The 25,707-nt window shown below is 68.2% G+C and carries 21 protein-coding genes; 11 read left to right on the top strand and 10 right to left on the bottom strand.

The window, feature by feature from the left end:
* The first annotated feature begins 37 nt into the window (after window positions 1–37).
* From J2848_RS17765 to J2848_RS35945, 5 genes are all read left to right on the top strand, one after another.
* Window positions 38–832 (top strand): OmpA family protein, encoded by a 795-nt coding sequence (locus J2848_RS17765; protein WP_170307076.1) that lies wholly within the window; start codon window positions 38–40, stop codon window positions 830–832.
* A gap of 26 nt (window positions 833–858) precedes the next feature.
* Entirely contained in the window at window positions 859–1,227 is a 369-nt protein-coding gene (locus J2848_RS17760; protein ID WP_149232167.1) for a hypothetical protein, read from the top strand.
* A gap of 27 nt (window positions 1,228–1,254) precedes the next feature.
* Window positions 1,255–2,403, top strand: coding sequence for a DUF4384 domain-containing protein (locus tag J2848_RS17755; protein ID WP_149232168.1), 1,149 nt, complete (start codon window positions 1,255–1,257; stop codon window positions 2,401–2,403).
* A 58-nt stretch (window positions 2,404–2,461) separates the two neighbouring features.
* The gene (locus J2848_RS17750) at window positions 2,462–4,315 is read left to right on the top strand and encodes an adenylate/guanylate cyclase domain-containing protein (protein ID WP_170307077.1); all 1,854 of its coding nucleotides are present in this window, start codon (window positions 2,462–2,464) and stop codon (window positions 4,313–4,315) included.
* 261 nt (window positions 4,316–4,576) lie between these two features.
* Window positions 4,577–7,357: an SUMF1/EgtB/PvdO family nonheme iron enzyme gene (locus J2848_RS35945; protein ID WP_170307078.1), complete on the top strand. Its 2,781-nt coding sequence runs from the start codon at window positions 4,577–4,579 to the stop codon at window positions 7,355–7,357.
* Window positions 7,358–7,379: 22 nt separating this feature from the next.
* Here J2848_RS35945 and J2848_RS17735 read toward each other — a convergent pair whose 3' ends face one another.
* The 7 genes from J2848_RS17735 to J2848_RS17705 form a co-directional block, all read right to left on the bottom strand.
* Window positions 7,380–8,093, bottom strand: a complete 714-nt coding sequence (locus tag J2848_RS17735) for a hypothetical protein (protein ID WP_149232171.1) — start codon at window positions 8,091–8,093, stop codon at window positions 7,380–7,382.
* Between the two features lie 114 nt (window positions 8,094–8,207).
* On the bottom strand, window positions 8,208–8,918 hold the full coding sequence (locus tag J2848_RS17730; RefSeq protein WP_149232172.1) for a Crp/Fnr family transcriptional regulator: 711 nt from the start codon (window positions 8,916–8,918) through the stop codon (window positions 8,208–8,210).
* A 220-nt stretch (window positions 8,919–9,138) separates the two neighbouring features.
* A complete protein-coding gene (locus J2848_RS17725) occupies window positions 9,139–9,399 on the bottom strand; it encodes a hypothetical protein (protein ID WP_149232173.1) in 261 nt (86 codons plus the stop codon).
* A gap of 34 nt (window positions 9,400–9,433) precedes the next feature.
* Window positions 9,434–9,781 (bottom strand): hypothetical protein, encoded by a 348-nt coding sequence (locus J2848_RS17720; protein WP_149232174.1) that lies wholly within the window; start codon window positions 9,779–9,781, stop codon window positions 9,434–9,436.
* A 34-nt stretch (window positions 9,782–9,815) separates the two neighbouring features.
* The gene (locus J2848_RS17715) at window positions 9,816–10,271 is read right to left on the bottom strand and encodes a hypothetical protein (protein WP_149232175.1); all 456 of its coding nucleotides are present in this window, start codon (window positions 10,269–10,271) and stop codon (window positions 9,816–9,818) included.
* Between the two features lie 222 nt (window positions 10,272–10,493).
* Window positions 10,494–11,036, bottom strand: coding sequence for a hypothetical protein (locus J2848_RS17710; RefSeq protein WP_149232176.1), 543 nt, complete (start codon window positions 11,034–11,036; stop codon window positions 10,494–10,496).
* Window positions 11,037–11,273: 237 nt separating this feature from the next.
* Window positions 11,274–11,681, bottom strand: a complete 408-nt coding sequence (locus tag J2848_RS17705; RefSeq protein ID WP_149232177.1) for a hypothetical protein — start codon at window positions 11,679–11,681, stop codon at window positions 11,274–11,276.
* Between the two features lie 296 nt (window positions 11,682–11,977).
* Between J2848_RS17705 and J2848_RS17700 the strand changes: the two genes are divergently transcribed.
* The 3 genes from J2848_RS17700 (at window position 11,978) to J2848_RS17690 (ending at window position 16,254) form a co-directional block, all read left to right on the top strand.
* Complete coding sequence (locus J2848_RS17700; RefSeq protein WP_149232178.1) at window positions 11,978–13,849, top strand: sensor domain-containing diguanylate cyclase; 1,872 nt, start codon at window positions 11,978–11,980, stop codon at window positions 13,847–13,849.
* A 141-nt stretch (window positions 13,850–13,990) separates the two neighbouring features.
* Window positions 13,991–15,757 (top strand): SLC13 family permease, encoded by a 1,767-nt coding sequence (locus J2848_RS17695; protein ID WP_149232179.1) that lies wholly within the window; start codon window positions 13,991–13,993, stop codon window positions 15,755–15,757.
* 65 nt (window positions 15,758–15,822) lie between these two features.
* Window positions 15,823–16,254 carry a CBS domain-containing protein gene (locus J2848_RS17690; protein WP_246193935.1) on the top strand — a complete coding sequence of 144 codons (432 nt, stop codon included), beginning with the start codon at window positions 15,823–15,825 and terminating at the stop codon, window positions 16,252–16,254.
* A 12-nt stretch (window positions 16,255–16,266) separates the two neighbouring features.
* Here J2848_RS17690 and J2848_RS17685 read toward each other — a convergent pair whose 3' ends face one another.
* Genes J2848_RS17685 through J2848_RS17675 form a run of 3 tightly spaced genes read right to left on the bottom strand, consistent with a single transcriptional unit; the run spans window position 16,267 to window position 21,056 of the window.
* Window positions 16,267–16,842, bottom strand: coding sequence for a DUF533 domain-containing protein (locus J2848_RS17685; protein WP_149232180.1), 576 nt, complete (start codon window positions 16,840–16,842; stop codon window positions 16,267–16,269).
* 7 nt (window positions 16,843–16,849) lie between these two features.
* The gene (locus tag J2848_RS17680) at window positions 16,850–17,236 is read right to left on the bottom strand and encodes a response regulator (protein ID WP_149232181.1); all 387 of its coding nucleotides are present in this window, start codon (window positions 17,234–17,236) and stop codon (window positions 16,850–16,852) included.
* Window positions 17,229–21,056 (bottom strand): PAS domain-containing protein, encoded by a 3,828-nt coding sequence (locus tag J2848_RS17675; protein WP_246193936.1) that lies wholly within the window; start codon window positions 21,054–21,056, stop codon window positions 17,229–17,231. Before J2848_RS17675 ends, J2848_RS17680 begins: the two co-directional genes overlap by 8 nt.
* A gap of 588 nt (window positions 21,057–21,644) precedes the next feature.
* On the opposite strand from J2848_RS17675, the gene J2848_RS17670 reads away from it, so the two are divergent.
* The 3 genes from J2848_RS17670 (at window position 21,645) to J2848_RS17660 (ending at window position 25,409) form a co-directional block, all read left to right on the top strand.
* A complete protein-coding gene (locus tag J2848_RS17670) occupies window positions 21,645–22,253 on the top strand; it encodes an N-acetylmuramoyl-L-alanine amidase (protein WP_149232182.1) in 609 nt (202 codons plus the stop codon).
* Between the two features lie 126 nt (window positions 22,254–22,379).
* A complete protein-coding gene (locus J2848_RS17665; RefSeq protein WP_149232183.1) occupies window positions 22,380–24,464 on the top strand; it encodes a hypothetical protein in 2,085 nt (694 codons plus the stop codon).
* A 57-nt stretch (window positions 24,465–24,521) separates the two neighbouring features.
* Window positions 24,522–25,409 (top strand): hypothetical protein, encoded by an 888-nt coding sequence (locus J2848_RS17660; RefSeq protein ID WP_149232184.1) that lies wholly within the window; start codon window positions 24,522–24,524, stop codon window positions 25,407–25,409.
* Window positions 25,410–25,707 lie beyond the last annotated feature (298 nt).

Here is a 25,707-nt window from a genome sequence, read left to right as displayed (position 1 = left end):
GGCAACGCCGTTCCTTCTCCTGCCCATGGAGCCTCAGATGACCAAATCCGTCCTGTCCCATGCCCTGGTCGCCACCCTGCCGATGCTGGCCGCCGCCTGGGCCGGTTCCGTGTCCGCCCAGACGGTGGAAGGGTCCGGATCGTCGAAGGTGATGATGTTCGACCGGCCGCCCAGCGTGGAGGAACTGCGCGAGGTGGTGGCACCGGAACCGAAGATCCGCACCCGCAGCATCGAGATCATCGGCGGTGCGGCCGGTGCCGCCGCCAAGCGGCCCCGCCCCGTCGACGAGATCAACTACGGCTCGGCACCCATCCCGCCGGCGGCGCAGCCGGCTCCCCAGCCCGAGGTGCAGCCGGCGGCACAGCCAGCTCCGCAGCCGGCGCCCAGCCGCCCCGTCCACAAGCAGCGCCGGCAGGAGGTGCGGACGGAAGCCCCTGCCGCCGAGATGGCCGCCGCCCAGCCGACCGCCGCTGCTCCCGTTCCCGCACCGGAAGCGGCGCCGCAGGCCTTCGGCTTCCGCATCAACTTCGCCCTCAATTCCGCCGAGATCCCGGCCGAGTCCGCCTCCTACATCGACGCCGTCGGCGCGCTGATGAAGGAGGACCCGACCCTGGGGCTGACGGTGGAGGGCCACACCGACGCCACCGGCAGCCTTCCCTACAACATGCTGCTGTCGCAGCGCCGCGCCGTGTCGGTGGGCGAGTATCTGGTCCGTGTCCACCAGATCGACCCCAAGCGCATCACCGTCGACGGCAAGGGTCCGACCGCGCCGCTCGCCGCCAATCCCTATGACGGCCGCAACCGGCGCGTCGAATTCAAGCCGACCCATTGACCGGCGGCCGGAACGGAGGGGATGCCATGAAACACGCCCTGATCCTCGCCGCCTGCCTGGGCCTGGCTGCCGTCGCCATTGCCACCGCACCGGCCGATGCCACGGTGGTCCGCAAGAAGAGTTCCGACAGCTCCGGCGCCACCAGCGGCGGTGCCGCGGGCGGGGTGGACGTCGTCCCGGCCGGCAAGCGGGTCCGTGTCCAATGCTGGCAGGACGGTCACAAGATCATCGACGAAGAGGACCTTGCCGTCGTCTCGCTCAGCATCGCCAGCCAGATGAACGGGCTGCGCTTCCGCCGCAACGGTGGAACGGACAGCACGGTGTCGGTGGTGACGCAGTCCCGCACCGCCTGCCTGCTCGCCCCCGATGAGGGGAAAAGCCGAGACCGGGACTGATCCTTTCAAAGCCAGGAGGTGACGATCATGCCCAAGAGACGCTTCTCATGTCTGTTGCCCTCATATCTGCTGGGTGCCGCCGCCGTTCTTGCTCTGGGCTGCGGTCAGGCCGCCGCGGCGGAGGCGGTGGTCGTGGCATCGAGCGCGCCCGGCTATGTCCAGGGCCAGCTCGTCGCCGACGGGCAGGCGGTCCGGCTTCCCGACGGGGCGAACGCGACGCTGCTGTTCGCCAATGGCCGTCTTCTGCGGCTGCGCGGTCCCTATGACGGCGTGCCCGGCGAGATGGCGGACGGCGCCGTTTCGGCCCGTGCCGGCCCCGCCGACGACCGCTTCATGCAGAGCGACCTTGGTGCCGCGCGTGCGCTGGGAAATCCGCTGGATGCGGCGCTGGAGAAGACGCTGGCGGTCGACCCGTCGGTTTCCGGCACCCAGTGCGTCAAGGCCGGAGGCACGCCGCTGCTGCGCCGTCCGGCGGAGCCGGGATTGGACCGTCTGATGTTGCAAGCCGGCGCTGAGCGTGTGCCGGTGAGTTGGACCGACGCCGGCCCAATACCCTGGCCGCGGGGATTGCCTCTGGTGGATGGGGCGGACATCGGCGCCTTGCGGCCGGATGGAACGCCGGTCGGCACGCTGCATCTCCGCATGATGGAGGCAACGGGCGGGGCGGCGCTGGCGGTTGGCATGGCGTCGGCCGGCTGTGCCGGGCAGATCGGCGCGGCGATGGCGTCCCTGCGCGATGCGGCGGTGCCGCTCGACCTCTTTCTGTCCGCCGATCCGGCTACTGACTCCGGGGCCGGACCCGCCTACCGGCCGGGCGAGGACATCCGGCTGCTGGTCCAGACCGACCGCGACGCCAATCTTTATTGCTATCTGCGCAACGCGCGCGCCCAATTGATTCCTATCTTCCCGCCGGGTGCCACGATGAGCGCCCGCGTGATGGGCAATGTGCCGATCAGCCTGTCCGGCGACCGCATGCCGTTGCGCGCCGCCGACGGTCCGGCCGATCTGGAGGTGCGCTGCATCGCCACCAGCCGCAATCTCGACAACGAGATGCCCGGCCGTGCCGCCGCCTTCCGTCCGCTGCCGGAAGAGGCCGCGGTGCAGTTGGACCGCGCGGTGTCCCGCCTGCGCGAAACGGAAGTGGCGTCGGCCCAGTTGATCCTGAAGGTTCGGTGAGGGGCGGATGGACGGCCCGCCGGCGAACCCAAGGGAAGGGCCGGAGGCTCCTGCTGCCGTGAAGCCGGCGGTGCGCGACCCGCCGCCGGACCGTCGCGGATGGTCGCGCAGGTGGCTGGCAGCCGCCATCATGCTGGGCAGCGCCATGCTGGCGCTCGCTGCCGTGCGGCTGGTGCCGCCGCTGCGCACCGCCGACGAGAGCCTGGGCGACCGGCTGATCGCCGCAGCAACCCCGGCGCAGCCGCAGCATCCCGCCATCGCACTGGTGCTGTTCGGGGAGGACAGTTTCGCCGGGCTGGCCTGCCGGTCGCCGGTGGATCGCGGCATGCTGGCTGACATCATCGGCGTGCTGGCGGCGGCCGGGGTCCGCGCCGTCGGCGTCGACGTGCTGTTCGACCAGCCGAGCCTGCCGGACTTGGACGAGCGGTTGCGCCGCGCCATGCTGAACGCGGGGGTCCCGGTGGTGGCGATCACCGCGCTGGATCAGACCCCCCTGACCGACCGGCAGCGCCGTTTCCTCGACGGGTTCACCGAGGGGATGCCGCGTGGCCATGCCAATCTGGCGAAGGACCGGCTGGATGCCGCCGTGCGCTGGCACGTCCCCTTCGGCGACGACGGCACCCCCAGCCTGCCGGTCCGGCTCGCCCGGCTCGGCGGCGTGTCGGCCGTGCCGGCGGAGCCCTTCCGCATCGACTGGCATGGCCGGCCGGATGGCTCGACCACCCCGTTTCCGATCTATCCTGCCGAGACCGTCGCCGTTCTGCCGAAAAGCTGGCTCGCGGGGCGGATGGTGCTGGTAGGCACGGCGCTGGCCGGCATCGACCAGCACCGCACCCCGCTGTCGTCGGCCGGTGCCTCGACGCCGGGCGTCGAGATCGAGGCGCATGTGCTGGCCCAGTTGCTGGACGGGCGGAGCAGTCCGCGTCTGCCCTTCGCCGGGGAGGCGGCGCTGGCGCTGCTGATGGCGGCGGCTGGGGTGGCGGTGGCGCTGGCCGGGCTGCCGTTGTGGCTGCTGGCGGCGGCGGGGGGGCTTGTGCCGATGGCGGGCTGGACCGGGGCTTTGGCGCTGTTCGCGGCGGGCGGGCCGCTGGTACCGCTGGTGGCGCCGTCGCTGGCCTGGGGGGCTGGCATCGCCGCGATGACCGTGCAGATGTCGCTGCGCGAACGGGCCGACCGGCGCGTCATGATGCAGCTGTTCGCCAACCACGTCTCCCAGCCGGTGGCCGACGAGATCTGGCGGGAGCGCGCGACCTTCATGGCCGGCAACCGCCCGCGCCCGCAACAGCTGACCGCCACCGTGCTGTTCTCCGACATCGAAGGCTTCACCACCATCTGCGAAGCGCTGGAGCCGGAGCCGCTGATCCGCTGGCTGGAGGGGTATCTGGACGTCATGGTGCACATCGTCACCGCCCATGACGGGGTGGTGCTGCGCTTCGTCGGCGACGCGATCCTGGCGGTCTTCGGCGCGCCGGTCGCCCGCAACACGCAGGAGGAGATCGACGCCGACGCCGGCCGTGCCGTCCGTTGCGCCTTGCAGATGGGGCGGGAACTGGTGGAGCTGAACAGCCGGTGGCAAGCGGAAGGGCTGCCGCCGGTCGGCATCCGCGTCGGCGTGCATACCGGTCCGCTGGTGGCGGGCAGCCTGGGCGGGCTGCGGCACAGCGAATACTCCCTGCTGGGCGACACCGCCAACACCGCCGCCCGGCTGGAGGCCTACGGCAAGATGATCGATGCGCGCTCCTCCCGCCATTGCCGGATCATCGTCGGCGATCCGACCTGGCAGGCGGTGCAGTCGGCGCTGCACGGCCGCTGCACGGCGCTGCCGGTGGGGGAGGTGGCGCTGAAGGGCAAGGTCAGGGCGGTGCGGATCTGGCTGCTGATCGATGATGAAGATGCCGATATCCGCGGGTGATAATCGTCAGCAATCATGCTCGATACAGGAAGTAATCATTTCGGCTTGGCATCCCCTCTTTTGCCGGTTTTGGGCTGAAGGGGCGGCTTGGCATCGAATTGGGCCATGGTATGCTTCTTCCATCGATGGCGGGCTGCCGGCAATTTCCGAAATCATTTCGAACAGCCATCCGCTATGCGCCGTAAGCTTCGCCGGCGACCTTCCTGGTCGACTGTCAACCGACGGAATGCGGCGCCTCTTTGTACGGGTACGGAGGCGGGGATGGTGGGACCGGTCGGACCCTGCCGGACGATGTTTGCGGCGCTGCTGCTCCTGGTGCTGGTTGTCGTGGCGCCATGGGCACATGCGGCCGGACCTGCCGGCGGCAGCCAACCGGGGAGTCAACCGGGCGGCCAGCCGTCCGGTGCCGCGGAAAGCCGTCTGGCGCTGGTGATCGGGGTCAGCAACTACCGCAACGCGCCGGAACTGGTGAATCCGCGCAACGACGCGAAAGCGATCGGCGAGGCGTTGCGGGCGCTGAACTTCACGGTGGACGAGCAGTACGACCTTGACGCCCGCGGCTTCGCCACCGCCCTGCGCCAGTTCGGTCTGAAGGCCTCGCAGGCCGACGTGGCGGTGATCTTCTACGCCGGCCACGGCATCCAGGTGAATGGCGTCAATTATCTGCTGCCGGCCGATGCCCAGCTGGAGCGGGAACGCGATCTGGTCTATGAGGCGATCCCGCTGAACCTGCCGATGGGCGAACTGGCAGGGGCGCGCAAGCTCGGCATCCTCATCCTCGACGCCTGCCGCAACAACCCCTTCGTCGACCGCCTGACTCGCAGCGGGTCGAACCGCAACCAGGCGCATCCCGGCTTCGGCAGCGTCGACGACACGCCGAGCGACACGCTGGTGGCGATGGCGACCCGCGCCGACCAGCTGGCGGAGGATGGGACCGGCGACCACAGCCCCTTCAGCGCGGCGCTGCTCCAGCATCTCCAGACGCCGGGGCTGGAACTGAGCCTGTTCTTCCGCAACGTGCGCGATACGGTGAAGCAGGCCACCAACGGCCGGCAGGAGCCGTTCGTCTACGGCTCGCTCGGCGCAACCCCCTTCTACTTCAATCCACGTCCGCCCAACCGGCCGCCGGTGCTGGGAGAGTTGCGGGCGCTGACCGTTCTCGACCGTGCCGGCGCGGAGCCGCTGGCGGCCGGCAAGCCGACCGATCCCGACGACGACCAGATGTACGCCCGCGTCACCGGGCTGCCGCGCGGCGGCACCGTCCGCGTCGGGGAGCGCAGCGTGCTGATCGGCGACTACCTGACCGTGGATCAACTGGCGGCCACCAGCTTCAAGCCCGACGGCAGCTTCCGCGGCGATGCCGGCGCCTTCGAATTCCTGGTGGCCGACGGACGCGGCGGCATGACCACCGGCGCCATCCCCGTGACCATCAAGCCAAGCAACCAGCCGCCGGCCGTGGTTCCGGAGCGCAAGCTGCGCGTCGCCGGCAATCCGATGGGGATCGACGCCCCCTCCGACCCGGACGGCGACCCGCTGACCATCACCATCACCGGGGTGCCGGAGCGCGGCAGCGTCCACAATGGTGCGGCGGTGGTGAAACCGGGCGACCGGCTGACCGTCCAGACCCTGACCGCCTTGACCTTCGACCCGGAAGCCGCAGCCCCCGGACCGGCCGGCAGCCTGCACTACAGCGTCGATGACGGGCGCGGCGGCGCCGCCACGGCGAGCGTCAGCGTGGACATCGCGGCCCCCGGCACCGCACCGGTGGCGGAGCTTGAGGACAGTTTGTGGAAGAAGATCCAGGGCAGCAGGGAGCCCGGCGATTATCAGGCCTTCCTGCAACTGTTCGGCAGCGGCAGCTACGCCCCGATGGCCCGCCGCCAGTTGGAGGCGCTGAAAGTCGTGAGCAAGCCGGCGGAACCACCGCCGAAAGCGGAGGCGAAGCCGGAAGCGGCGATGGGGCCTGGATTGGAGCCGGCCGAACCCGGACGCTACACCGTCGCGGCGGATGGCACCCTGCGGGCGACGCCCGCCAATAACGGGGCGCGGGTTGGCCGGGTGGCGCGCGGGTCGGCGGTTCAGGTGCTGGGCCGCGTGCCGGAAGGCGGGTGGTACCGCATTGCGCTGGAGGACGGCACACAGGGCTTCGTCGCCGCCGCGCTGCTGAAGCACGAAGCGCCCCCGGCCCCGGCCCCGCCGCCAACCCCGCCGACAACCCCGCCGACCCCTGCACCGTCACAGGCCGCGACTCCGCCGCCGGCCGAGCCGCAGGTGGCGGCGACGGCACCACCGGTGCCGGGCAACGGAGGCGCACGCAACCATGGTACCGGCAACAGCTTCCAGGACTGCCCGACCTGTCCGGTGCTGGTGCGGGTGCCGGCCGGCAGCTTCATGATGGGGAACGACAAGGGCGATGCCTCGGAGCGGCCGGTCCACCGCGTCACCATCGCCAAGCCCTTCGCGCTCGGCATGTATGAGGTGACGGTCGGCGAATGGCGCGCCTGCATCCAGGAGGGTGGCTGCACCGACATGCCGCGCATGGCCAATCCAACAGACGGAACGCCCGTCCACAATCTGCATTGGCAGGATGCCCAGGCCTATGTGTCCTGGCTCAGCCGCAAGACCGGACAGCGCTATCGCCTGCCGAGCGAGGCGGAATGGGAATTCGCCGCGCGGGCCGGCACCACGACTCCCTACTGGTGGGGGGCGGAGGAGGGAAACCACGCCGATTGCGACGATTGCGGCGGCCCGCACGAACACCTGACCCCGGCCGCGGCGGGCAGCTACAAGGCCAATCCCCTCGGTCTGCACGACATGAACGGTGGCGTGGCGGAATGGGTGGCCGACTGCTGGAACAAGAACTACCAGGGCGCTCCCGCCGACGGCAGCGCCTGGACCCAGGGCAACTGCCGCAAGCGGGTGCTGCGCGGCGGATCCTGGCGCGACAAGCTGGAGGCCATCAGCGGAACGATGCGCAACAGCTACGACATCGACGTGCGCTATCTCACCAACGGCTTCCGGGTGGCGCGCGAGGTGAACTGACGGCGGTCGGAACTGATGGCGGTCAGCGCTGGACGGTGACGGTCGTCTGGGTCGCGCGGTTGCCCTTGCCGACGGCGGTGTTGGTCGTGGTGTTCACGTTGTTGAACTGCACGCCGCCATGCGCCAGCGCCGCGGGCAGATGCGGCAGCGGCCCGGCCGTGCTCATCAGCATGTCCAGCGTCGAAGGGCCGGCGGGCTTGGCAGTAGGGGCGGGCACTGGGGCCGGTTCGGGCGCCGGTGCCGGGGCGGCGGCCTCGACCGGACCGGTGGTGCTCCCCGTGGTTCCGTCGCCGAGCTGCTGCTGGCTGATGTTGCCGTCGCCGAAGGCGAAGTTCAGCGCGCTGTTGAAGTTGTTCACGATGAAGGGGGCGTCGATGATGGTGAAGCTGGGGTCGACCGGCTGCACCGGCGGCTGGCGGCTGGCGGCCAGCGGCTGCCCCTTGTTGAAGCCGGCGAGATAGCCGGCGTCGCCGCGGATGCGGGTGATCGCCTGCTGGTTCACGGTGGAGCGGCGTACCGAGGGGTTGGTGACCATCGCGCCGGGAGGCGCGCCGCGGGGCGTCGGATTGACCGACACCGGCAGGCGCGGCGTCTGGGAGAAGGCCTGTGCCATCGCCGCACCGGGGATCGGGCCGGGCGGAAAGGCGATGCCGCCGGTGACCTGGGCGGCGGCGGTCCCGGCGGTCAGCAGCAGGGCGGCGACGGTGGGCAGCAGGACGGTTCGGGGCGACATCATCGTTGGCTCCCTCAAGGCTGGCGGCCGGGTGTGGGAGCATGATGGAGATTTGCGGGGACGGGCGCTGTGGCGCGGCTCACATGGCAGGCTCACAAGGCGGATGGGTTTGGCGCCTCAGCCGCAGGAGTCCGCGATGTCGTCCAGCGCGTTGGTGTCGCGGATGACGATGTAGCCGGCGTCCATCTCGATCACGCCGGCACGCTGCCACTCGTTCAGCAGCTTGTTGACGCTCTCGCGCGAGACGCCGACGAGGCAGCCCAGCTGCTGCTGCGACAGCTTGATGTCCAGCCGCAGCCCCTCCGGCCCCGGCTTGCCGAAGGCGTCGGCCAGTCTTTTCAGGGCACGGGCGAAGCGGGAGGACGCCTCCAGGAACAGCGTGTCCTCCAGATGCTCGCTGGTCTGGCGCAGGCGCTTGCACAGCACGCTGATGACGCGGAAGGCCAGATCCGGCCTCGCCGTCAGCACCGGCATCAGCTGCGACCGGTCCAGCACCAGCAGGTCGGTTTCCTCCAGCGCCACCGCGTCTGCGGTGCGCGGCTCGCCGTCCAGCAGGGCGATCTCGCCGAACAGGCCGCCCTTGTTGATGATGCTCAGCACCAGTTCCTTGCCGTCCATCGAATGGCAGCAGATCTTCACCCGGCCGCGGATGACCGCCATCATGCTGTCGCCGGGATCGCCCTTCTGGAAGATCATGGCGCCGCGCGGGTGGTGGGACAGCCGGGCTGCGGTCGCCAGACGGTGCCGTTCCTCCCGCTCCAGATGCTTGAGCAGGAAATGCCCGGCGAGGACGAGATCCTTGTCGAAGTTGATCCGTATCGCGGTCATGGGCTGCCCCCCTGGCAGAGCTTTGGCTGAGCGTCGGCCGACGACGCGGGCGGTGCTGTCCAGGGCATGGTACGCCGGCAACCGGACCGACCCCTGGCGTCAATAGCGGTACGCCGTCGGCGGCGCTTCTGCTCCGTTCGTGTGCCGGCCGGACATAAGGAAGGGCGGCCGGCAGTGGCCGGTCGCCCTTCGATCGCGTGATGGAGACGGTGGATCCTTCCTAACGGAAGATTTCCTTCGGCGGCAGCGGCTGCGGGTTCAGCGCGCGGTCCTGGCCATAGACGGGACCGGTCATGAGGCCCGGCAGGGTCGGCTTGCCGCAGGTCAGGCAGGGTGGCGGCTTGGGGATGCCGGGGGCCGGCTGGAGGATCAGCGGGCCGGGCGTGGTGGTCCGCGTGTAGGACAAGGTCGGCGACGCGGCGAAGGCCGGTGCCGCGGCGATGGTGACGAGCGACAGCGTCAGGGTTAGCAGGCGGGACATGGCGGTGTCTCCGATTTGGGGTTCGGTTGAGGGATCAATCGATGTCCGGGTCGTCATCGTCCTCCAGGGTCAGGGAGTGGGCCTGATGGCCGAAGGGGAAGCCCCGGCGGTCGAGGAGGCTGTGCAGATCCGGGGCTACGGGGCGGGAAAGCTGATGGATCTCCGTGTCGGGAACGACCTCCGTCTGCGGGTCGGACGGGGTGGCCGTACAGCGGGTCCGGCCGTTGTGCGTCACGCAGCTCAGCGTTCCCGAGCCCCGCATGCAGACGGTCTTGCCGTTGACGGTCTGGCAGGCGAGGGAGCCGGCCTGTGCCGGGGCGGCCACCGCCGCACACAACAGCAGGGGGGCGACGACGGCGAGGAGTGTCGGGAACTTCGGCATCGGTGGCCTCCCGGGTTGGAGGGGAAAAGAACGCTCAGCGGCGCAGGCCGTTCAGCGACTGGGCGGCGCTGTTGCCGAGGCCGGCGGTGACGTTGGTGCCGACCCCGACATTGGTGCTGACCAGGGGGCCGCGCCCGCTGAAGTTCAGCCCGACCTGGACACCGCTGCCCTGGATGCCCAGCAGCTTCTGCCCGGCACTGTTGCCGATCCCGGCGGCGACGTTGGTGGCGGTGCCGACATTGGTGCTGACCAGGGGGCTGACGCCGCGGATGGGCGCGCCGCCCCCGCCCTGAAGGAAGACACCCTGCTGCTGTGCCGAGTTGCCGATGCCGGCGCCGACATTGGTGGCGTTGCCGACATTGGTGCTGACCAGCCCGGGCACCGCCATCATCGCCGGCATGCCGGGTCCGGTGCCGGGCTTGGTTTGCGCCAGGGCGGGGGTGGCAAGCAGGGCGGCGGCGAGAGTACCCAAAACATAGATGCGGATCATGGCGGGAGTTCCTTCGATTGGGGGGTGAGGCTTCGGGCTTCCGCGCCCTGGCTGTGTTCTTGAGAGAAGCTTAGTGAAGCACCCGGAGGACCTCTGTGAGGTGCGCCACAACAGCGGGCGGATTTCCCGCAGGCTTGCGGAGAGAGGCGCCGGGCAAAAAAATGCTCCGGCCGATGAGGGCCGGAGCGAGGTCAGGGAGGAAGCCGGGAGGAGGGTGACTGGTCAGCGCTGCTTCACCAGGGCGCTCTGTCCGGCAAAGTTGCCGATGCCGGCCGACAGGTTCTGCATGGAGCTGCGGTTGGAGGGGCCGAGCAGACCGCCAGACCGCTGCAGCACGGTGCCGCTCTGCAGGGCGGTGTTGCCGATGCCCGCCGCCGTGTTGCCGACATTGGCGACCGAACCGCCGCTCAGCAGGCCGCCGCTCCGCTGGATCACCGTCGCCATCTGGCCGGCGTTGTTGCCGATGCCGGCCGCGGTGTTGCCGATGGTCGCCGCCGAGCCGCCGCTGAAAACGCCGCCGCTCCTCTGCTTCACGAAGGCGCTCTGGTCGGCCGTGTTGCCGATGCCGGCCGCGAGGTTGGAGACGGTGGCGCTGTTCGGCCCGGCGAAGGGACCCTTGGACTTCTGCATGACCAGCGCGCTCTGGTTGGCGGTGTTGCCGATGCCGGCCGCGGTGTTGGAGATGTCGGAGACGTTCTGGGCCATCGCCGGGACGGCGAACAGAGCGAGCGAAGCGAAGCCGGTCAGCAGGGAGGTGCGGATCATGGTCTGTCTCCAGTTTCGGGGCCGCGGGGTGCGGCGTGTTGCCGATGGACAGACCCTACCCAAGCGCCCGAATCCCGGATGTGAGCCGCACCACAAACATCCGCCTTTTGTCGATCGGCGTCGCCTTTCCCGGATTCCCCGTCATAAACGCGAAAGGCGCGCCGCTGTCGCCAGCCTGCGCGCCGTTCGGATGTATTCGGAGCCGCGGCTGGGCCGCGGTCCGGCGGTTCCCTGGATTCACTCGGCCGCCGTCATCACCCGCGTCGCGGCTTGCGCCGGCGAGCCGGACCGGAAGACCAGCACGGTGAACAGCCCGAGCGAACCGAACAGCAGCAGCGCGCTGACCGCGGCCACCGGCTCGAACGCGGTATGGCCGAGATGCAGGGCCGCGACCGCGACCGTCAGGAAGGTCGTGCCGACGCTCCATACGACGATCTGCGTCATGGCAAGGCGGCTGGTTTCCAGCGCCGGGTGCAGCCGATAATAGACGCCGAACAGGAACAGCGACACCCAGCCCAGAAGGTTGAGATGCGCATGGGCCGGCATCAGGCTGTGGTCCTGCGATGCAGCCATTCCGATGCCCATGCCGAGACCGGCGAGTGCGAACAGGCAAGCCGCCTTGAAACTTGTGGATGAGGATTTCATTGCCCTGACCTCCGATTGCCCGCCCTGTAAAAGTTAGTGATCGAACGATGTCAGGGCACTGGACAGGTGTCCATCAAAAATCTTCTTATAACCATTCAGATATCGCTGATGGTTATTTTAAAAAATCTCGGATATCGATCATGATATTGTGATCTTCCAAGTTATGGTGTGCCATAACAACTTGCTTCACGGGCGCCCGATCAGACCGGGCCGCCGGCAACTGCGGTTGGTCCCAATTGCGGAGCCTGCGTATCGGCGAGCATGGTTCCTCTGAACGCTGTGCGATACGGGGCGCCATGAAGCGGATATGGATCGCTACGACCCTCGGACTGATCATCCTGTTGAACGGCGTGCTTGGCGGCCTGCTCTCGGCCGAACGCGGGGCCAGCGTCCAGTCCATGATGGATGTGGCTTCGCTTGCCACGACTCACAGCGCCGAGCACATGGAAGAATTGATGGAGATCGCCGATCGCACGATCTCGGTGGTGTCGGAGTTCATGCGGATTTCCGACCGGATCATCGACCTCGACGAGGCCGACATCCATCGCCTGCTGGTCCGTCAGCACAGCATCACCCCGATTTTGCGGGGCCTTTTCGTCGTCTCGCCGGACGGACGCCTGACCTACGATTCACGAACGCCGCATCCCGTCGGCGTGAACCTGTCCGACCGCGACTATGTCCAGCATCATGTGAATGGCGGTGCGGACATTCTGTTCATCGGCAGGCCGGTCGTCAGCCGGACAAACGGCGCATGGATCGTGCCGGTCAGCCGCCGCATCGAGGACCGCTTCGGACGCCTCGTCGGGATCGTCACCGCGGCACTCGATCCCGACATCTTCTCCGCGATGCTGGAAGCCTCGCCGCTGCCGGAGGGGATGCAGACGGCGATCGTTTCGCCGTCCGGCTTCGTGTTCGGATGCCTGCCCAGCATGGACTGCCTCGGCCGGTCCGCCGGCGACTGGCCGCTGTTCCTCCACCATGTTCAGAATCCCGGGACGACCACCAGCACCATGCGGGGTTCCATTCTGCCGGGCGTGGTCGGTCCCGGCGCCTATCAGGTCAGTCCCCGTTACGGCATCATTGCAGCGGCGAACATCGAAACACGGGAGGCGATCGCCGGCTGGCTTGGCCGCCTGCCCGTCTATTTCGCGCTGGATCTGGTGCTGAGCGGCGGCGGGGCGGCGCTGTCCGCCGTTCTTTACCGGCAGGTCACCCGGCGGCGTCGGGCGATGCAGGATCTGGCCGAGGCGAACGCCCGGCTGGAGCAGCGCGTGGCGGAGCGCACCGCCGCTTTGCAGCGCAGCGAGGAACGGCTGACCGCCTTCGTCACCACCGCGCGCGACGCCATGCTGGTGGTCGACGGTTCCGGCACCATCCAGTTCTTCAATCCGGCCGCGACCATCCTGTTCGGCTATGCCGCAGAAGACGTGGTCGGCCGGACCATCGACTTGCTGCTGCCGGGCCAATTGAGCGACCGGCGGGATCTGGGCCGTGTCGCCAGTCACGGATTGGAGGCGCAGGACGCCGTCCGCGAACTGCTGGCGCGCCACCGCAGCGGCGTGGAGTTCCCGGTCGAACTCACGCTCGGCATGTCCCACAGCGAGGGTGAGCCGATCTTCGTCGGTGTCCTTCGCGACGTCCGCGAGCGCAAGCTGCAGCAGGAGAGACTGTGGCAATTGGCCAACCTGGACCCGCTGACCGGGCTGTTGAACCGGCGCGCCTTCATGGAGCGTGGTGCCGCTTTGCTGGAGGAGAGTTGGCGGCTGGGCAGGCCGGTCGGCGTCCTGATGATCGACGCCGACCATTTCAAGTCGATCAATGACGGTTTCGGCCATCAGGCCGGCGACGATGTGCTGCGCCTGCTGGCCGGCATCCTCGGGTCGGCGGTGCGCGGCGGCGATCTGCTCGGGCGGCTGGGCGGCGAGGAGTTCGCCATCATCCTGCCGGGCGCCAACGGTCCCGATGCGGACCGCATTGCCGATCGTCTGCTGGCGGATGTCCGTCAGGCCGAGGTGCCCGTGCCGGGCCGGGTGCTGGCCGTCACCGTCAGCATCGGCATCAGCGTGGCACGGCGGCGCAGCACGCTGGACGACCTGCTGGCGGCGGCCGACCGGGCGCTCTATGCGGCCAAGACCGCGGGCCGCGACCGCCGTGCCATGGCGGCCTGAGGGGGGATGCCTAAAAGGGGGCAGCCTGAAGGTGCAGTCCGAAGCAGGGGATGAGGGCATCCGGGCTTGAGCACAGGCGTTGCGGAACGCGGGTGGGGGACGCGGGGTTACCCTCCGGCGACCTCAACGAGCGGGCACCCGATGACCTTTCAGCAGTTCATGTCCTTCGCGCTGGTGGGCATCGTGGTGGCGATGCTGGTCTGGAACAGATGGCGGTTCGACGTGGTTGCGGTGCTGGCCCTGCTGGCTGGCGTTTTCCTCGGGCTGATCCCGGCGAAGGAGGCCTTTTCCGGCTTCGCCGACGACATCGTCATCATCATCGCCTCCGCCCTGATCGTCAGCGCCGGGATCGCCCGGTCGGGGGTGATCGACGCGCTGGTGCGTCCGGTGGCGGCGAAGCTCAGCACGCCGACGCGGCAGATCGCCTTCCTCTGCGGGTCGGTCGCCTTCATGTCGGCACTGATGAAGAACATCGGTGCGCTCGCCATCTTCCTGCCGATCACCATGCAGCTGGCGCGGCGGCACCGGACGGGGGCGCACCGGGTGCTGATGCCGATGGCCTTCGCCTCGCTGATGGGCGGGCTGATGACGCTGGTCGGCACCTCCCCCAACATCATCGTATCCCGCGTGCGGACGGAGATCGTCGGCCAGCCCTTCGCCATGTTCGACTATCTGCCGGTCGGGCTGGGCATCACGATCGTCGGGCTGCTGTTCCTGATGGTCGGCTGGCGCCTGCTGCCGCAGGACCGCAGCGGCGCCCGGTCGGCGGAGGAGACCTTCGCGGTCGAGAATTACGCCAGCGAGATGAGGCTGCCGGCCGGTTCCTCCTTCGTCGGGCGCACCGTCGGCGAGGTGGAGGCGCTGGCGGAGGGTGAGGCGCAGGTGATCGGCCTGATCCGCGAGCGCTTCCGCCGCTATGTGCCCGACAGGCATTGGACCCTGATGGCCGACGACGTGCTGGTGCTGGAGGGCGATGCCCCGGCGCTGCAACGCCTCGTCCAGGGCGCCTCGCTGGAGCCGCTGGGCATCCTGGAGGAGGGGGAGGGCGAACTGCTGGCGGTGGAGGCGGTGGTGACACCGGATTCGCCGCTGGCCGGCAATTCGGACCGGCATCTCGACCTCAGGCGGCGTTTCGGCGTCAGCCTGCTGGCGATCAGCCGGACGGGCGAGCGGATCGGACGACGCCTGCATCATGTGATGTTCCGCGAGGGCGACCTGCTGCTGTTGCAGGTCCCGGCCGAGCGCTATCCCGACGCGCTGGCCGATGTCGGCCTGATCCCGCTGGCGGAACGGCGCCTGCAGATCGGCCGGCGGCGGCCGGTCTGGGTGCCGGTGGGGATCTTGATCATCACGATGCTGGTCCTTGCCTTCCATCTGGCGCCGCTGGCGGTCACCTTTTTGGCGGCGGCGACGGCGATGATCGTCACCGGTGTGCTGAGCGTCGAGGATGCCTATCACGCGGTGGAATGGCCGATCATCGTCCTGCTGGCCGCCCTGATCCCGGTCAGCGGCACGCTGGAGAGCACCGGGGCGACGCAGGTGATCTCCACCCTGCTGGCCGACGCCGCGCGCGGCCTGCCGGCGGTGGCCTGCGTCACGCTGATCATGGCGGCGGCGATGGCGGTGACGCCCTTCCTGAACAATGCGGCGACCGTCCTGGTGATGGCGCCCATCGGGGCCGGTGTGGCGCAGCAGCTCGGGCTGAGCCCCGACCCGTTCCTGATGGCGGTGGCGGTCGGTGCCGGCAGCGATTTCCTGACGCCCATCGGCCACCAGTGCAACACGCTGGTGATGGGGCCCGGCGGCTACCGGTTCGGCGACTATCCCCGGCTGGGCGTGCCGCTGTCGCTGATCATCCTGGCGCTGGGCACCGGGCTGATCGTGACGGTCTGGCCGCTGAACGGGTGAGCGAGGCCAAGGAACAACGGGAAGGGGGCTCCGTTCTCCAAGCCCCAACAGTAAGGATCACGACCGTGCTGGTTTCCCAGATCATGGCGAAAGCGCTGGAGTTCATCTCGCCGGAGGCCACCGTGCAGGAAGCCGCGACGCTGATGGGGGAACTGGATGTCGGTGCCCTGCCGGTCGGATCGGCCGACGATCTGGTCGGCATCGTCACCGACCGCGACATCCTGTTCCGCGTGGTGGCGGAGGGTGGCGACAACACGCGGGTGCGGGTGCGCGATGTGATGTCCAGTTCGCTGTTCATCTGCCGCGACACCGACACGCTGGCCACCGCCATGGACATCATGGGCGCCTATCACGTGCGGCGCCTGCCGGTGCTGGACGAGGGCGGACAGGTGGTCGGCTGGGTGACGCTGAGCGACATTTCGCGCCGGCTGCTGCTGGACACCGACACGATCCGTGAGGCGCTGAGCGAACTCAGCGCCGGCGGGCAGGATGTGTGAGGGGCGGGGAGCCTACAGCCTCAACCCCATCTGCCGGTTCAGCCGGACCACCAGATCGGCGGGAAGGCCCAGGCGCTGGGCCAGGTAGCGCAGATAGGAGCGGTTGATCGGCGCGTTCTTGTCCACCGTCGCCAGGGACACGGCGTAGAAGCGCGCGGCCAACCGTGGGCTGTCGATGCGGCGGACCAACTCCTCCAGGCATTGCGGTTCCTCCACCATCCGCTCAAGCTCGGTGCGGGCCTCCTCGTCCAAGCTGCTGGTGCGGAGCCTGCTGCGGATCCGGCCGCGGTCCGTTGCATCCAGTTCGCCGTCGGCGTGGGCGGCAGCGGCCATGGCCAGGACCAGCAGATGGGTCTCCTCCGGGCCGGCGGTCCGGAAATCGGTGGGCGCGCGGTCGAGCAGCTGGTGGCGGTTGCGCAGATGGGCGTCGAGGATTTGCCGGGCCAGCATGGCGTGCAGCGCCGGCTCGTGGCCCAGGCGGGGCTTCGGCGGTGCGGGATCAGCCGCGGGGGCGACCTCCGGGAGGGGAGCCTTCGGCGCGCCGCCGAACAGGCGTTTCAGAAAGCCGGTCTGGAGGTCTTGAGTCATCCTGCGGCTACTCCCCGGCCGGCTGCGGCCGGCGCTGCATGGCGGTGTCGATCTGGGTCAGCAGGCGGGAGAAATCGACGGGCTTGGGGTGATAGTCGTCGCAGCCCGCCTGCAAGGTCTTCTCGCGGTCGCCGGACATGGCGTGGGCGGTCAGCGCGATGATCGGGATGCCGGCGGTCTCCTCCCCCTCCTTCAGTTCGCGGGCGGCGGTCCAGCCGTCGATGACCGGCAGGTTCATGTCGAGCAGGATGACGTCCGGCCGCTCGTTGCGCGCCATGTCCACCCCCTGCCGGCCGTCGAAGGCGAGAACGACGTCGAACCCGCGCCGCTTCAGCCGGCGCGACAGGAAGTCCCAGATTTCCTCGTGATCCTCGACCAGCAATAGCTTAGCCATCGGTACCTCCTGTTCCGTCCGTCACGCCGGCCGCCGTGCCCCGCTCGGACGGGGTGGGGCGCAGGCGTGCGATCGCTTCCTTCAACTCCTCGATCACCCCGTCCGCTCCATCCTCCGCCATCGGGATGATGTCCTGTACCCGGCCGCGCAGTTCCTCGGTCTCGTCGCGTCCGATCTCCTGCGCGGCCACGACGATCACCGGGATGCGGCTCCAGTCCGGATTGCGGGACAGAGCCTTCAGGAAGGCGAAGCCGTCCAGCCCGGCCATGACGGGGTCGAGCAGGATCACGGTCGGGATGGCGGCGGCGAGACGGCGGAACGCCTCCTCCTCCGTTTCGGCCTCGCCGATCTGCCAGCCGTCGCGGCCCAGTTCGGCAGCCAGCAGGGTGCGGGTCTCGTCCGCCTCCATCAGCACCAGCGCCGTGCCGGGTGCTTGCCCGCTGAGGCCGCTCAGCACCCGGTGCAGGCGCTGCCAGTCCACCGGCTTGGTGAAGTAATCGGCGGCCCCCAGCGACAGGGCCAACCCTTTCTCCCGGCGCGACGAGATGATGATGACGGGAATGTCGGCGAGGTCCGGCTCGGCCTTCAGCACCGACAGCACCGACCAGCCGTCGGTCCGCGGCATCATCACGTCGAGCAGGATGGCGCGCGGGCGGATTTGCCGGGCGATCGACAGGCCCGTCTGCCCGTCGGCGGCCAGTGCCACGCCGAAGCCCTCGCGATGCAGGAAGCGGGCGAGCAGTTCGCGCATCGCCTGCTCGTCGTCGATGATCAGGATCGTCTCGCGCGCAGCCTGGGATGGCGTGACCTCCTCCACCCGCAGCGGGTCGGCATCGGCGGCTCCCGGCAGCCGGCCATGCCGCAGATCGGCGGGAAGGCGGAGCGTGAAGCTGGTGCCCTTGCCAGACGCGGTATCGACAGCGATCTCGCCGCCCAGCATGTCGGCGAAGGCCTTGGTGATCGCCAGCCCGAGCCCGGTCCCGCCGAAGCGGCGGGTGGTGGAGCTGTCGGCCTGCATGAAGCGCTCGAACAGCCGGCGGACCTGGTCCGGCGTCATGCCGATGCCGGTGTCGATGACGCGGAAGACGACCATGTCGGTGGGCGTGGCGTCATCCGCGTTCTGCGGGTGGGGGGTGGCGCGTTCGACCGACAAAGTGATGGTGCCGTTCTCGGTGAATTTCGCAGCGTTGCTCAGCAGGTTGAACAGGCACTGGCGCACCTTCACCACGTCGGTGTGCATGGCGCCGAGCCCGTCCGCCACCTCCACCGCCAGCCGGTTGCCTTTCTTCGATACCAGCGCTTCGACCGTTGCCGCCACCTCGCGCGTCAGGTCGGCGATGTCGGCGTCCTCGCCATGCACCTCCATCTTGCCGGCCTCGATCTTGGAGATGTCGAGGACGCCGTTGATCAGGTTCAGCAGATGGCGGGCGTTCGCCTCGATCTTCTCCAGGTCGGGCAGCATGCTGTCGACGCCGAGGTCGGCCAGCTCCTCCTCCAGCATCTCCGTGTAGCCGATGACGGCGCTCAAGGGCGTGCGCAGCTCGTGGCTCATGTTGGCGATGAACAGGCTCTTGGCCCGGTTGGCCTCCTCGGCGGCGAGGCGGGCGGCCTCCAGCTCCTCCTCCACCCGCTTGCGCACGCTGATGTCCTGCATGGCGCCGATCATGCGCAGGGGCTGGCCGATCGGGCTGCGCAGGACGAAGCCGCGGTCGAGGATGCTGGCATAGCTGCCGTCGGCGCGGCGGAAACGGTATTCGTCGTTCCAGCGCGTGCCGCCGCCGTCGATCACCGCATGGATGCCGGTCACCACATGGTCCTGGTCGTCGGGGTGGATGTGGTCCATCCACCAGGAGGCGGAAGTCTCGGTCGCGTCGGCGCCATAGCCGAAGAGGGTGCGCACCGCCTCGTTCCAGTGGATGCGGTCGGCCGACAGGTTCCAGTCCCAGATGGCGTCGTTGGTGGCCTGCGCCGCCAGCCGGTAGCGCTCCTCCGTCTCGCGCAGCGCCTCCTCGGCGCGGCGGCGGGTGGTGATGTCGGTGTGGACGCCGACCCATTCCTGAACCGTACCGGCGGCATCCAGCAGGGGCACGGCGCGGACCAGCATGTCGCGATAGACGCCGTCATAACGGCGCAGCCGGTGTTCGGCCTTGTAGATTGTCCGCCCGGTCCGCGCCGCCCGCCAGGCTTCGGCGGTGTGGGGGCGGTCGTCGGGATGGATGGCCTCGACCCAACCGGTGCCCGTCAGCTCCTCGAAGGTCTGGCCGGTGAAGCTGCTCCAGCTCGGCTGCGGAGAGTCGAAGCGGCCGGCGCCGGAGGTGTTCCAGACGATGGCGGCGGTCGCCTCCACCAGCGAGCGGAAGCGCTCCTCGCTGAGGCGCAGCTTCTCCTCGGCCCGCTTGGCGTCGGTGGTGTCCCAGGTGACGCCGATCAGGGTCAGGCTGCGTTCCGGCGTGCTGTCGGTCACGACGCCGCGCGCCACCGCCCAGCGGGTCTCGCCCGACGGCGGCAGGATGCGGAATTCGGCGTCGTACTCGCCGCGTTCCCGCCGGGCGGTGTCGATGATCTCGCCGATCCGCGGCTGGTCGTCGGGATGGACGCGGCCGGTCACGTCGTCGCCGCAGATCGGCTGATCCGCGGAGAAGTCGAAGATCTCGCGCAGCCGGGCGTCGGCCTCGATGCGGTCCTCCTCCAGGTTCCACGACCATGCGCCGATCCGGGCGGCGCGCAGTGCCAGTTGCAGGCGGCGTTCCGCCTCCATGATCCGTGATTCGGCCTTGCGCTGTTCGGTGACGTCGGTGTTGGTGCCGAGCCAGCGCAGGATGCGCCCATCCTGGCCGCGCACCGGCACGGCGCGGGAGAGGAACCAGCGGTATTCGCCGTCCTTGTCGCGCAGGGGGAAAGTGTCCTCCCACGGCTCCCCTGAGCGGATGGCGCGGAAGAAGCCGTCGGAGGCGCGGTCGACATGGTCGGGGTGGTGGACGCTCCGCCAGTTCCAGCCCTCCGTCTCGCCCGGCATGGCGCCGGTATATTCATACCAGCGGCGGTTGTACCAATAGACCGCACCGCCGGCGTCGGCCATCCAGGTCAGCTGCGGGATCAGGTCGGCAAGGCTGCGGAACTGGGCCTCGTTCTCGCGCAGCAGGGCTTCGGTGCGGCGGCGCTCAGCGGCGTCATGGGCGCGATCGATGGCGCCCCCCAGCAGGTTGGCGACCCCCTGGAGGAAAGCGGCGTCGGCGGTGTCGAAGCGGCCCTCCCGGCGGCTGTCGACCTCCAGAACGCCGAAGGCTTCGCCCTCGCCGCGGATGATGACGTTGATGGCGCGTTTCACCCCATGTTCGGCCAGTAGAGCAGGGCAGCGGAAGCGGGACTCCCTGCCGAGGTCGTTGGTAATGACCGGCTCGCCGGTCTTCAGCGCATAGCCGGCGGGGGAGGCGAGGTCAGAGCCGACCGACCGCTGTCCGACCACACCGGGGCTCCAGCCGACACCGGCGCGGATCAGCAGGCGCTCGGCGCCGTCCGGCTCCTTCACCCATTCCAGGGCCTTGCACAGCTCGGCCTCCAGCCCTTCCGCGCACAGGGCGGTCGCCTGCTGGAGCAGGGTACCGATGTCGGTGCTTTTCAGGGCGGCCATGCCGAAGCGGGCCAGCAGGTCGTGCTGCCTCTCCCTGCGGATGAGACTGGCGGCAAGCTGGCTGCTGGACGGGGTGCCGGTCTGGGACGCTTGGGCGGGAGGCATGAACCATGTGCGGGCGGGGAGGGACAGCAAGGGAAACAGCCGGCGGCGGCATTCGTTCACGGCGGCTTGGTGGGTACCGCTCACGACCCGTCTCATCACGGGCGGGGATCGTATGTCCCCGGCGTCGGCGTTGTGTGGCTGACCCGACGGTGATCCCCGGACCGGCGCGATGATAGGAAGTCATCGCCTTCCATGCGCCATGTCTTGTCCTGGAAGTCGATTTCAGTTTGTGGTGAACGTCCGATAGTCCAATGGCAAAATATTATCTCCACGCATTCCATACGAATGGATGCAGTTATATTGCAGGCATATTCTGATGGCGCATTGACCTTGAAGTTAAAATGAGATAATAGACTCAATGTCTGCTGTCTATCTTTGACTTAGTCTGTCGATCTGCATATCGCGGTCCAGCTGTTCCTTCTCCGCTTTCATTGCCTGTGAGCACCCTGGAGGCTCAATGGCGATCCGGGAGGGCTGAGGAAGCTATGTACCTGACGTCAGCTCCTTCAAAGCCAATGGGTTCGGACGCTGCCGGATAAGCAGCCGTCAGGATGTGCTTGCACTGCCGAACTGCACCGGCGCGAGAAGGCCAAGAGCCATCGTTGTCCTGAACTTGCGGTCATTTCACAGCCATTTCGCTGCTGCACTGTCCCCGAGGAGACCGTTCGCACCATGACCTTCAGTATCAAGACGCACCGTCTGCATCAGGACGGCATCCCGGTCACGCTTGCCGCCACTCCGAACATGGGAGGAAACGTTCGCCCCCTCTACCTTATCCTGCATTTCACCGCCGGCACCTCCGCGAACGGCGCCATCAGTTGGCTGGCCAACCCGGATGCAAAGGCATCGGCCCACCTCGTCGTCGACCGTGATGGAAGCGTCACGCAGATGGTGCCGTTCAACCGTATTGCCTGGCATGCCGGGAAGAGCAAGTGGAACGACCTGGAGGGCATGAATGCCTATTCCATCGGCATCGAGATCGTGAATGCCGGTAAGTTGGAGAAGAGCGAAACCGGAGTCTGGACCAACTGGGCAGGCCGGAAGATCGAAGCCGACGACGTGGTTGTCGCCACGCACAAGAACGAGTCGTCGCCGGCCGGCTGGCATCGCTATACCGCGGAGCAGATCGAGACGGTCGTCGCCATCGGAACAGTCCTGAACGCGCAGTATGGCTTCCTCGACGTCCTCGGACACGACGACGTGGCCCCTCATCGGAAGGTGGATCCCGGCCCGGCGTTCCCCATGGTCAGCGTGCAGTCGAAGATCCTGGGCAGAGTCTGACCGCAAGCTCCTTACCCGATGTGTGACGAACCGGAAGCCGGCGGAAAGATGGCGGGCCGTGTTGCGCGTCCATGGCGCCGCTGAACAGGGCGCCCCGGCGTATGACAGTCCTGATGGAGACCTATGATGGCGCAGCAACGCTCGGAGCACGTATACGAGTTGGGCCTGACCATGGCCGGGGCGATTTCCGCCGGAGCCTATTCCGCCGGTGTCTTGGATTTCCTCGTTCAGGCCCTCGACGAATGGGAGAAGGCGCTTGCCGCGGAAGCCGATGACGCCCTGCCCAACCATTCGGTGGTCATCAAGGTCATATCGGGTGCTTCGGCCGGTTCCCTGACCGGCGCCCTGGGTGCCGCCGCGCTTGCCGGCGGTCTGAAGCCCGAGCCATTCGATGCGCCCCGGGTCTCCAAACAGAAGTACCGGTGCGTTCTGCCGACGCTCTACCGGACCTGGGTCGTCGACCCGTGCATGGTGTCCCGCGCAGGCGGTCCCGACCTGCTGAGCGTGAACGACCTTCAGGATCTCGGGAAGGACAGCCGCGTCCCATCGATTCTCGACTGCACCCTGCTCGACAGGATCAAGGAGCATGCCCTGACGATGGTCGCGCCGCAGGCGCCGCCGGTTCCATACATCGCGGAGAAACTGCACATCTACATGACGGTGTCCAACCTCCGGGGCGTGCCTTATTCGGTGAAATTCACCGGCGGCGCGCACGGCATGATGAGCCATGGCGACCGTGTCCACTACATCGTCGAAGGCCTCGGTAAGACGTCGTATCCCAGTGATTTCGCGGACAGCGACAGCGGCCTGACGCTCAACGTCGCGAGCCTGTTCACATCAAACACGCCGCCGCAGGAGTGGCTCGATTACGGGGAAGTGGCACTGGCGTCCGGTGCCTTTCCCCTGGGACTCTCCCCCCGCTACGTCTCGGCAGCCCTCGACGCCTATGCATCGGGTACCCGCAAATGGCCGTACGACGTGCCTCCGACCGTCGCGGTTGAGCCGAACTGGCCGAAGCCCTGGGGGGCGGAGCCGGGCAAAATCTTCAAATTCCTCAATGTCGACGGCGGGCTGATCAACAACGAGCCGTTCGAATATGCCCGCTGCACCTTGCGCAAGAGTCCGAGTCAGGCCAATCCGCGGGAAGGACGGGAAGCCGACCGTTCGGTAATCCTGATCGATCCGTTCCCGGAGCCGCCGGACTTCCTTGCGGACGACAAGCCCTCTCCCGGATTGGCCGGGATCATCGGCGCTCTTTTCCCCGCTCTGAAGAACCAAGCCCGCTTCAAGCCGGGCGAGCTTCTGCTGGCGGCCGCCGACACGGTCTACAGCCGCTACCTCGTCGCCCCGCACCGGACGGTGAAGGCCGGGGACGGAGAGTGGGAGGAACGCTACGCGATCGCCTGCGGCCTGCTCGGCGGCTTCGGTGGATTTCTCGACGAGAAGTTCCGGGCGCATGATTTCCAGCTCGGCCGCCGCAATTGCCAACGCTTCCTGCGCGAGGTCTTCACGCTTCCGGCCGACAACGGGATCATCCAGGCTTGGCCGGACAAGGCGAAGGCCAATCCCGATTTCCAGACGACATCGGCAAGCGATCCGAAGGAATTCACGATCATCCCCCTGTTCGGCTCCGCCAGGGAGGAGGTCGAGCTTCCGCCTTGGCCGCAGATCGGCAACCAGGATTTCGATGCGCTGCAAACGCGCATCCGCGCCCGTCTGGAAGCCATTGCCCCGAAACTGATCGAGGAGCAGTCGAAGGGCGTGCTGATGCGGCGCGTCCTCAAGTTCGCCCTGTGGCTTGGCAAGGAAAAGATCCTTGATTATGCGAAGTTCGCCATCCTGTCCGACCTGATCCGCCGTGACCAGATCGAGGGCTGGGACCTGTCGGCCGTCTGGAGTCCGGCAGCCGTCAACCGGCCAAGCGACAAGGACATGCGCATGGTGCTGGCCGAACTGGCCAGCCCGGCCTTCGATTACCGGACCGTGCCGGGCCTCGTCCTGGCGACGGGCCTGTCCGCCACCGTCATCGAGACCGTGCTGAGCTTCTGTCTGAAATCGCAAGATCGGCCCTGGGAGGTGTGGTCCGCGGACCGGAAGGATGGGCAGGGCAACACTCTCTATGCGCTGGCCTCACGCAAGCCCTCGCTGTTCTGGAGGCTTCCCGGCATCCGGAACATCGGCGACTGGGTTTCGGAACCCGCCATTGGCTGACCCCCACCGGAGAGGCGAACGATGCTTGGAGCGATACTCGAAACCGCTATCGGATTGATGCTGGTCTTCCTTCTGACCTCGCTGGCCTGCAGCGTGCTTCAGGAGATTCTCGCCAACGTCACGAGTTGGCGTGGACGCAATCTGCGCGCCGGGATCCAGGGGCTCCTCAACGACCCTCACATGACCGGGCTTGCCCGCATGTTCTACCAGCACCCGCTCATCGTCGGGCTGTCGGGAGGGCGCCTGCCGTCCTACCTGTCGGGGTCGACTTTTGCCAAGGTGGTGGCCGATCTCGCCGCACAACAAGGCGTGGGGCGCGGCGGTGCCTCGGCCGGTCCGCTCGACGTGGTGATGCGCATAGCCGGCAACGATCCGGACAAGTTCCGCGCGGAGCTGGAAGCCTGGTACAACGAGGCGATGGACCGTGTGGGCGGCTGGTACAAGCGCAACGTCCAACTCGTCCTGTTCATGTTCGGCTTCGTTCTCGCCGCGGGCCTCAATATCAACACGCTGGCGATCGCACATACCTTCTGGACTCAGCCGCTGGTCCGGGAATTGGCCGTGACCCGTGCCGAAGAGATCATTGCGGAGGCGAAAAAGGCGCAGGCCGGCGACGCAGGATCGAACACCGGCATGGCGAATCCGGAGCCGCCGGGAGTGATACCGTCGCTCCAGAAACAGCTGAACGACCTTCAGGTGCCGGTCGGCTGGGGCAGCGGTCTGCCGCAATCGACGATGAAATGGCTTGAGGCGCTGGCCGGCTGGCTGATCACCGCCTGCGCCACGGCTCTGGGATCCCAGTTCTGGTTCAACCTGCTCGGCAGGGCGTTGCAGTTGCGTGCCGCCGGTCCGAAGCCCGGCGAGCCCGCTTCCGAAGCTGCGCCGGACGGAGTGGCGACACCAGGGGCCGAACCGGCGATGCAGCCCGCTCGCGCACAGGCGTGAGGGGAGCTGGTCCCGATGGGTCAATCCGCCGTTCCTCCTTTACGGTATGGTCAGTGGCGGGGACGGGGTGAGGGCAGCGATGCCCCCCCTCCGCCTTGCGCCAGATGCCATCCGCCGTGCGATGGCGGCATTGCCGTCCGGGCAGAGCCTGAACAACGAAACCGGTGCCGGCCATGCCGCCGGCTTCGCCCGGCCCGACAGGGAACCGCTGGCGATGCGTGAGACCGCCCGAGGGCCTTGGATCGCGCAATTGACACGGCAGGCCTGCCAAGTGGTCATACCAGTTGACGATATGTCG

The organism is Azospirillum lipoferum, from assembly GCF_024170005.1.
GTDB classification, from domain to species: domain Bacteria; phylum Pseudomonadota; class Alphaproteobacteria; order Azospirillales; family Azospirillaceae; genus Azospirillum; species Azospirillum lipoferum.
This window is presented reverse-complemented; position numbering and strand designations above follow the sequence as displayed.

Excerpts from the sequence above, each read along its gene's own strand:
- J2848_RS17765 (WP_170307076.1), top strand. The coding sequence starts at position 38 with ATGACCAAATCCGTCCTGTCCCATGCCCTGGTCGCCACCCTGCCGATG.
- J2848_RS17760 (WP_149232167.1), top strand. The coding sequence starts at position 859 with ATGAAACACGCCCTGATCCTCGCCGCCTGCCTGGGCCTGGCTGCCGTC.
- J2848_RS17755 (WP_149232168.1), top strand. The coding sequence starts at position 1,255 with ATGCCCAAGAGACGCTTCTCATGTCTGTTGCCCTCATATCTGCTGGGT.
- J2848_RS35945 (WP_170307078.1), top strand. The coding sequence starts at position 4,577 with ATGGTGGGACCGGTCGGACCCTGCCGGACGATGTTTGCGGCGCTGCTG.
- J2848_RS17735 (WP_149232171.1), bottom strand. The coding sequence starts at position 8,093 with ATGATGTCGCCCCGAACCGTCCTGCTGCCCACCGTCGCCGCCCTGCTG.
- J2848_RS17730 (WP_149232172.1), bottom strand. The coding sequence starts at position 8,918 with ATGACCGCGATACGGATCAACTTCGACAAGGATCTCGTCCTCGCCGGG.
- J2848_RS17725 (WP_149232173.1), bottom strand. The coding sequence starts at position 9,399 with ATGTCCCGCCTGCTAACCCTGACGCTGTCGCTCGTCACCATCGCCGCG.
- J2848_RS17720 (WP_149232174.1), bottom strand. The coding sequence starts at position 9,781 with ATGCCGAAGTTCCCGACACTCCTCGCCGTCGTCGCCCCCCTGCTGTTG.
- J2848_RS17715 (WP_149232175.1), bottom strand. The coding sequence starts at position 10,271 with ATGATCCGCATCTATGTTTTGGGTACTCTCGCCGCCGCCCTGCTTGCC.
- J2848_RS17710 (WP_149232176.1), bottom strand. The coding sequence starts at position 11,036 with ATGATCCGCACCTCCCTGCTGACCGGCTTCGCTTCGCTCGCTCTGTTC.
- J2848_RS17705 (WP_149232177.1), bottom strand. The coding sequence starts at position 11,681 with ATGAAATCCTCATCCACAAGTTTCAAGGCGGCTTGCCTGTTCGCACTC.
- J2848_RS17700 (WP_149232178.1), top strand. The coding sequence starts at position 11,978 with ATGAAGCGGATATGGATCGCTACGACCCTCGGACTGATCATCCTGTTG.
- J2848_RS17695 (WP_149232179.1), top strand. The coding sequence starts at position 13,991 with ATGACCTTTCAGCAGTTCATGTCCTTCGCGCTGGTGGGCATCGTGGTG.
- J2848_RS17685 (WP_149232180.1), bottom strand. The coding sequence starts at position 16,842 with ATGACTCAAGACCTCCAGACCGGCTTTCTGAAACGCCTGTTCGGCGGC.
- J2848_RS17680 (WP_149232181.1), bottom strand. The coding sequence starts at position 17,236 with ATGGCTAAGCTATTGCTGGTCGAGGATCACGAGGAAATCTGGGACTTC.
- J2848_RS17670 (WP_149232182.1), top strand. The coding sequence starts at position 21,645 with ATGACCTTCAGTATCAAGACGCACCGTCTGCATCAGGACGGCATCCCG.
- J2848_RS17665 (WP_149232183.1), top strand. The coding sequence starts at position 22,380 with ATGGCGCAGCAACGCTCGGAGCACGTATACGAGTTGGGCCTGACCATG.
- J2848_RS17660 (WP_149232184.1), top strand. The coding sequence starts at position 24,522 with ATGCTGGTCTTCCTTCTGACCTCGCTGGCCTGCAGCGTGCTTCAGGAG.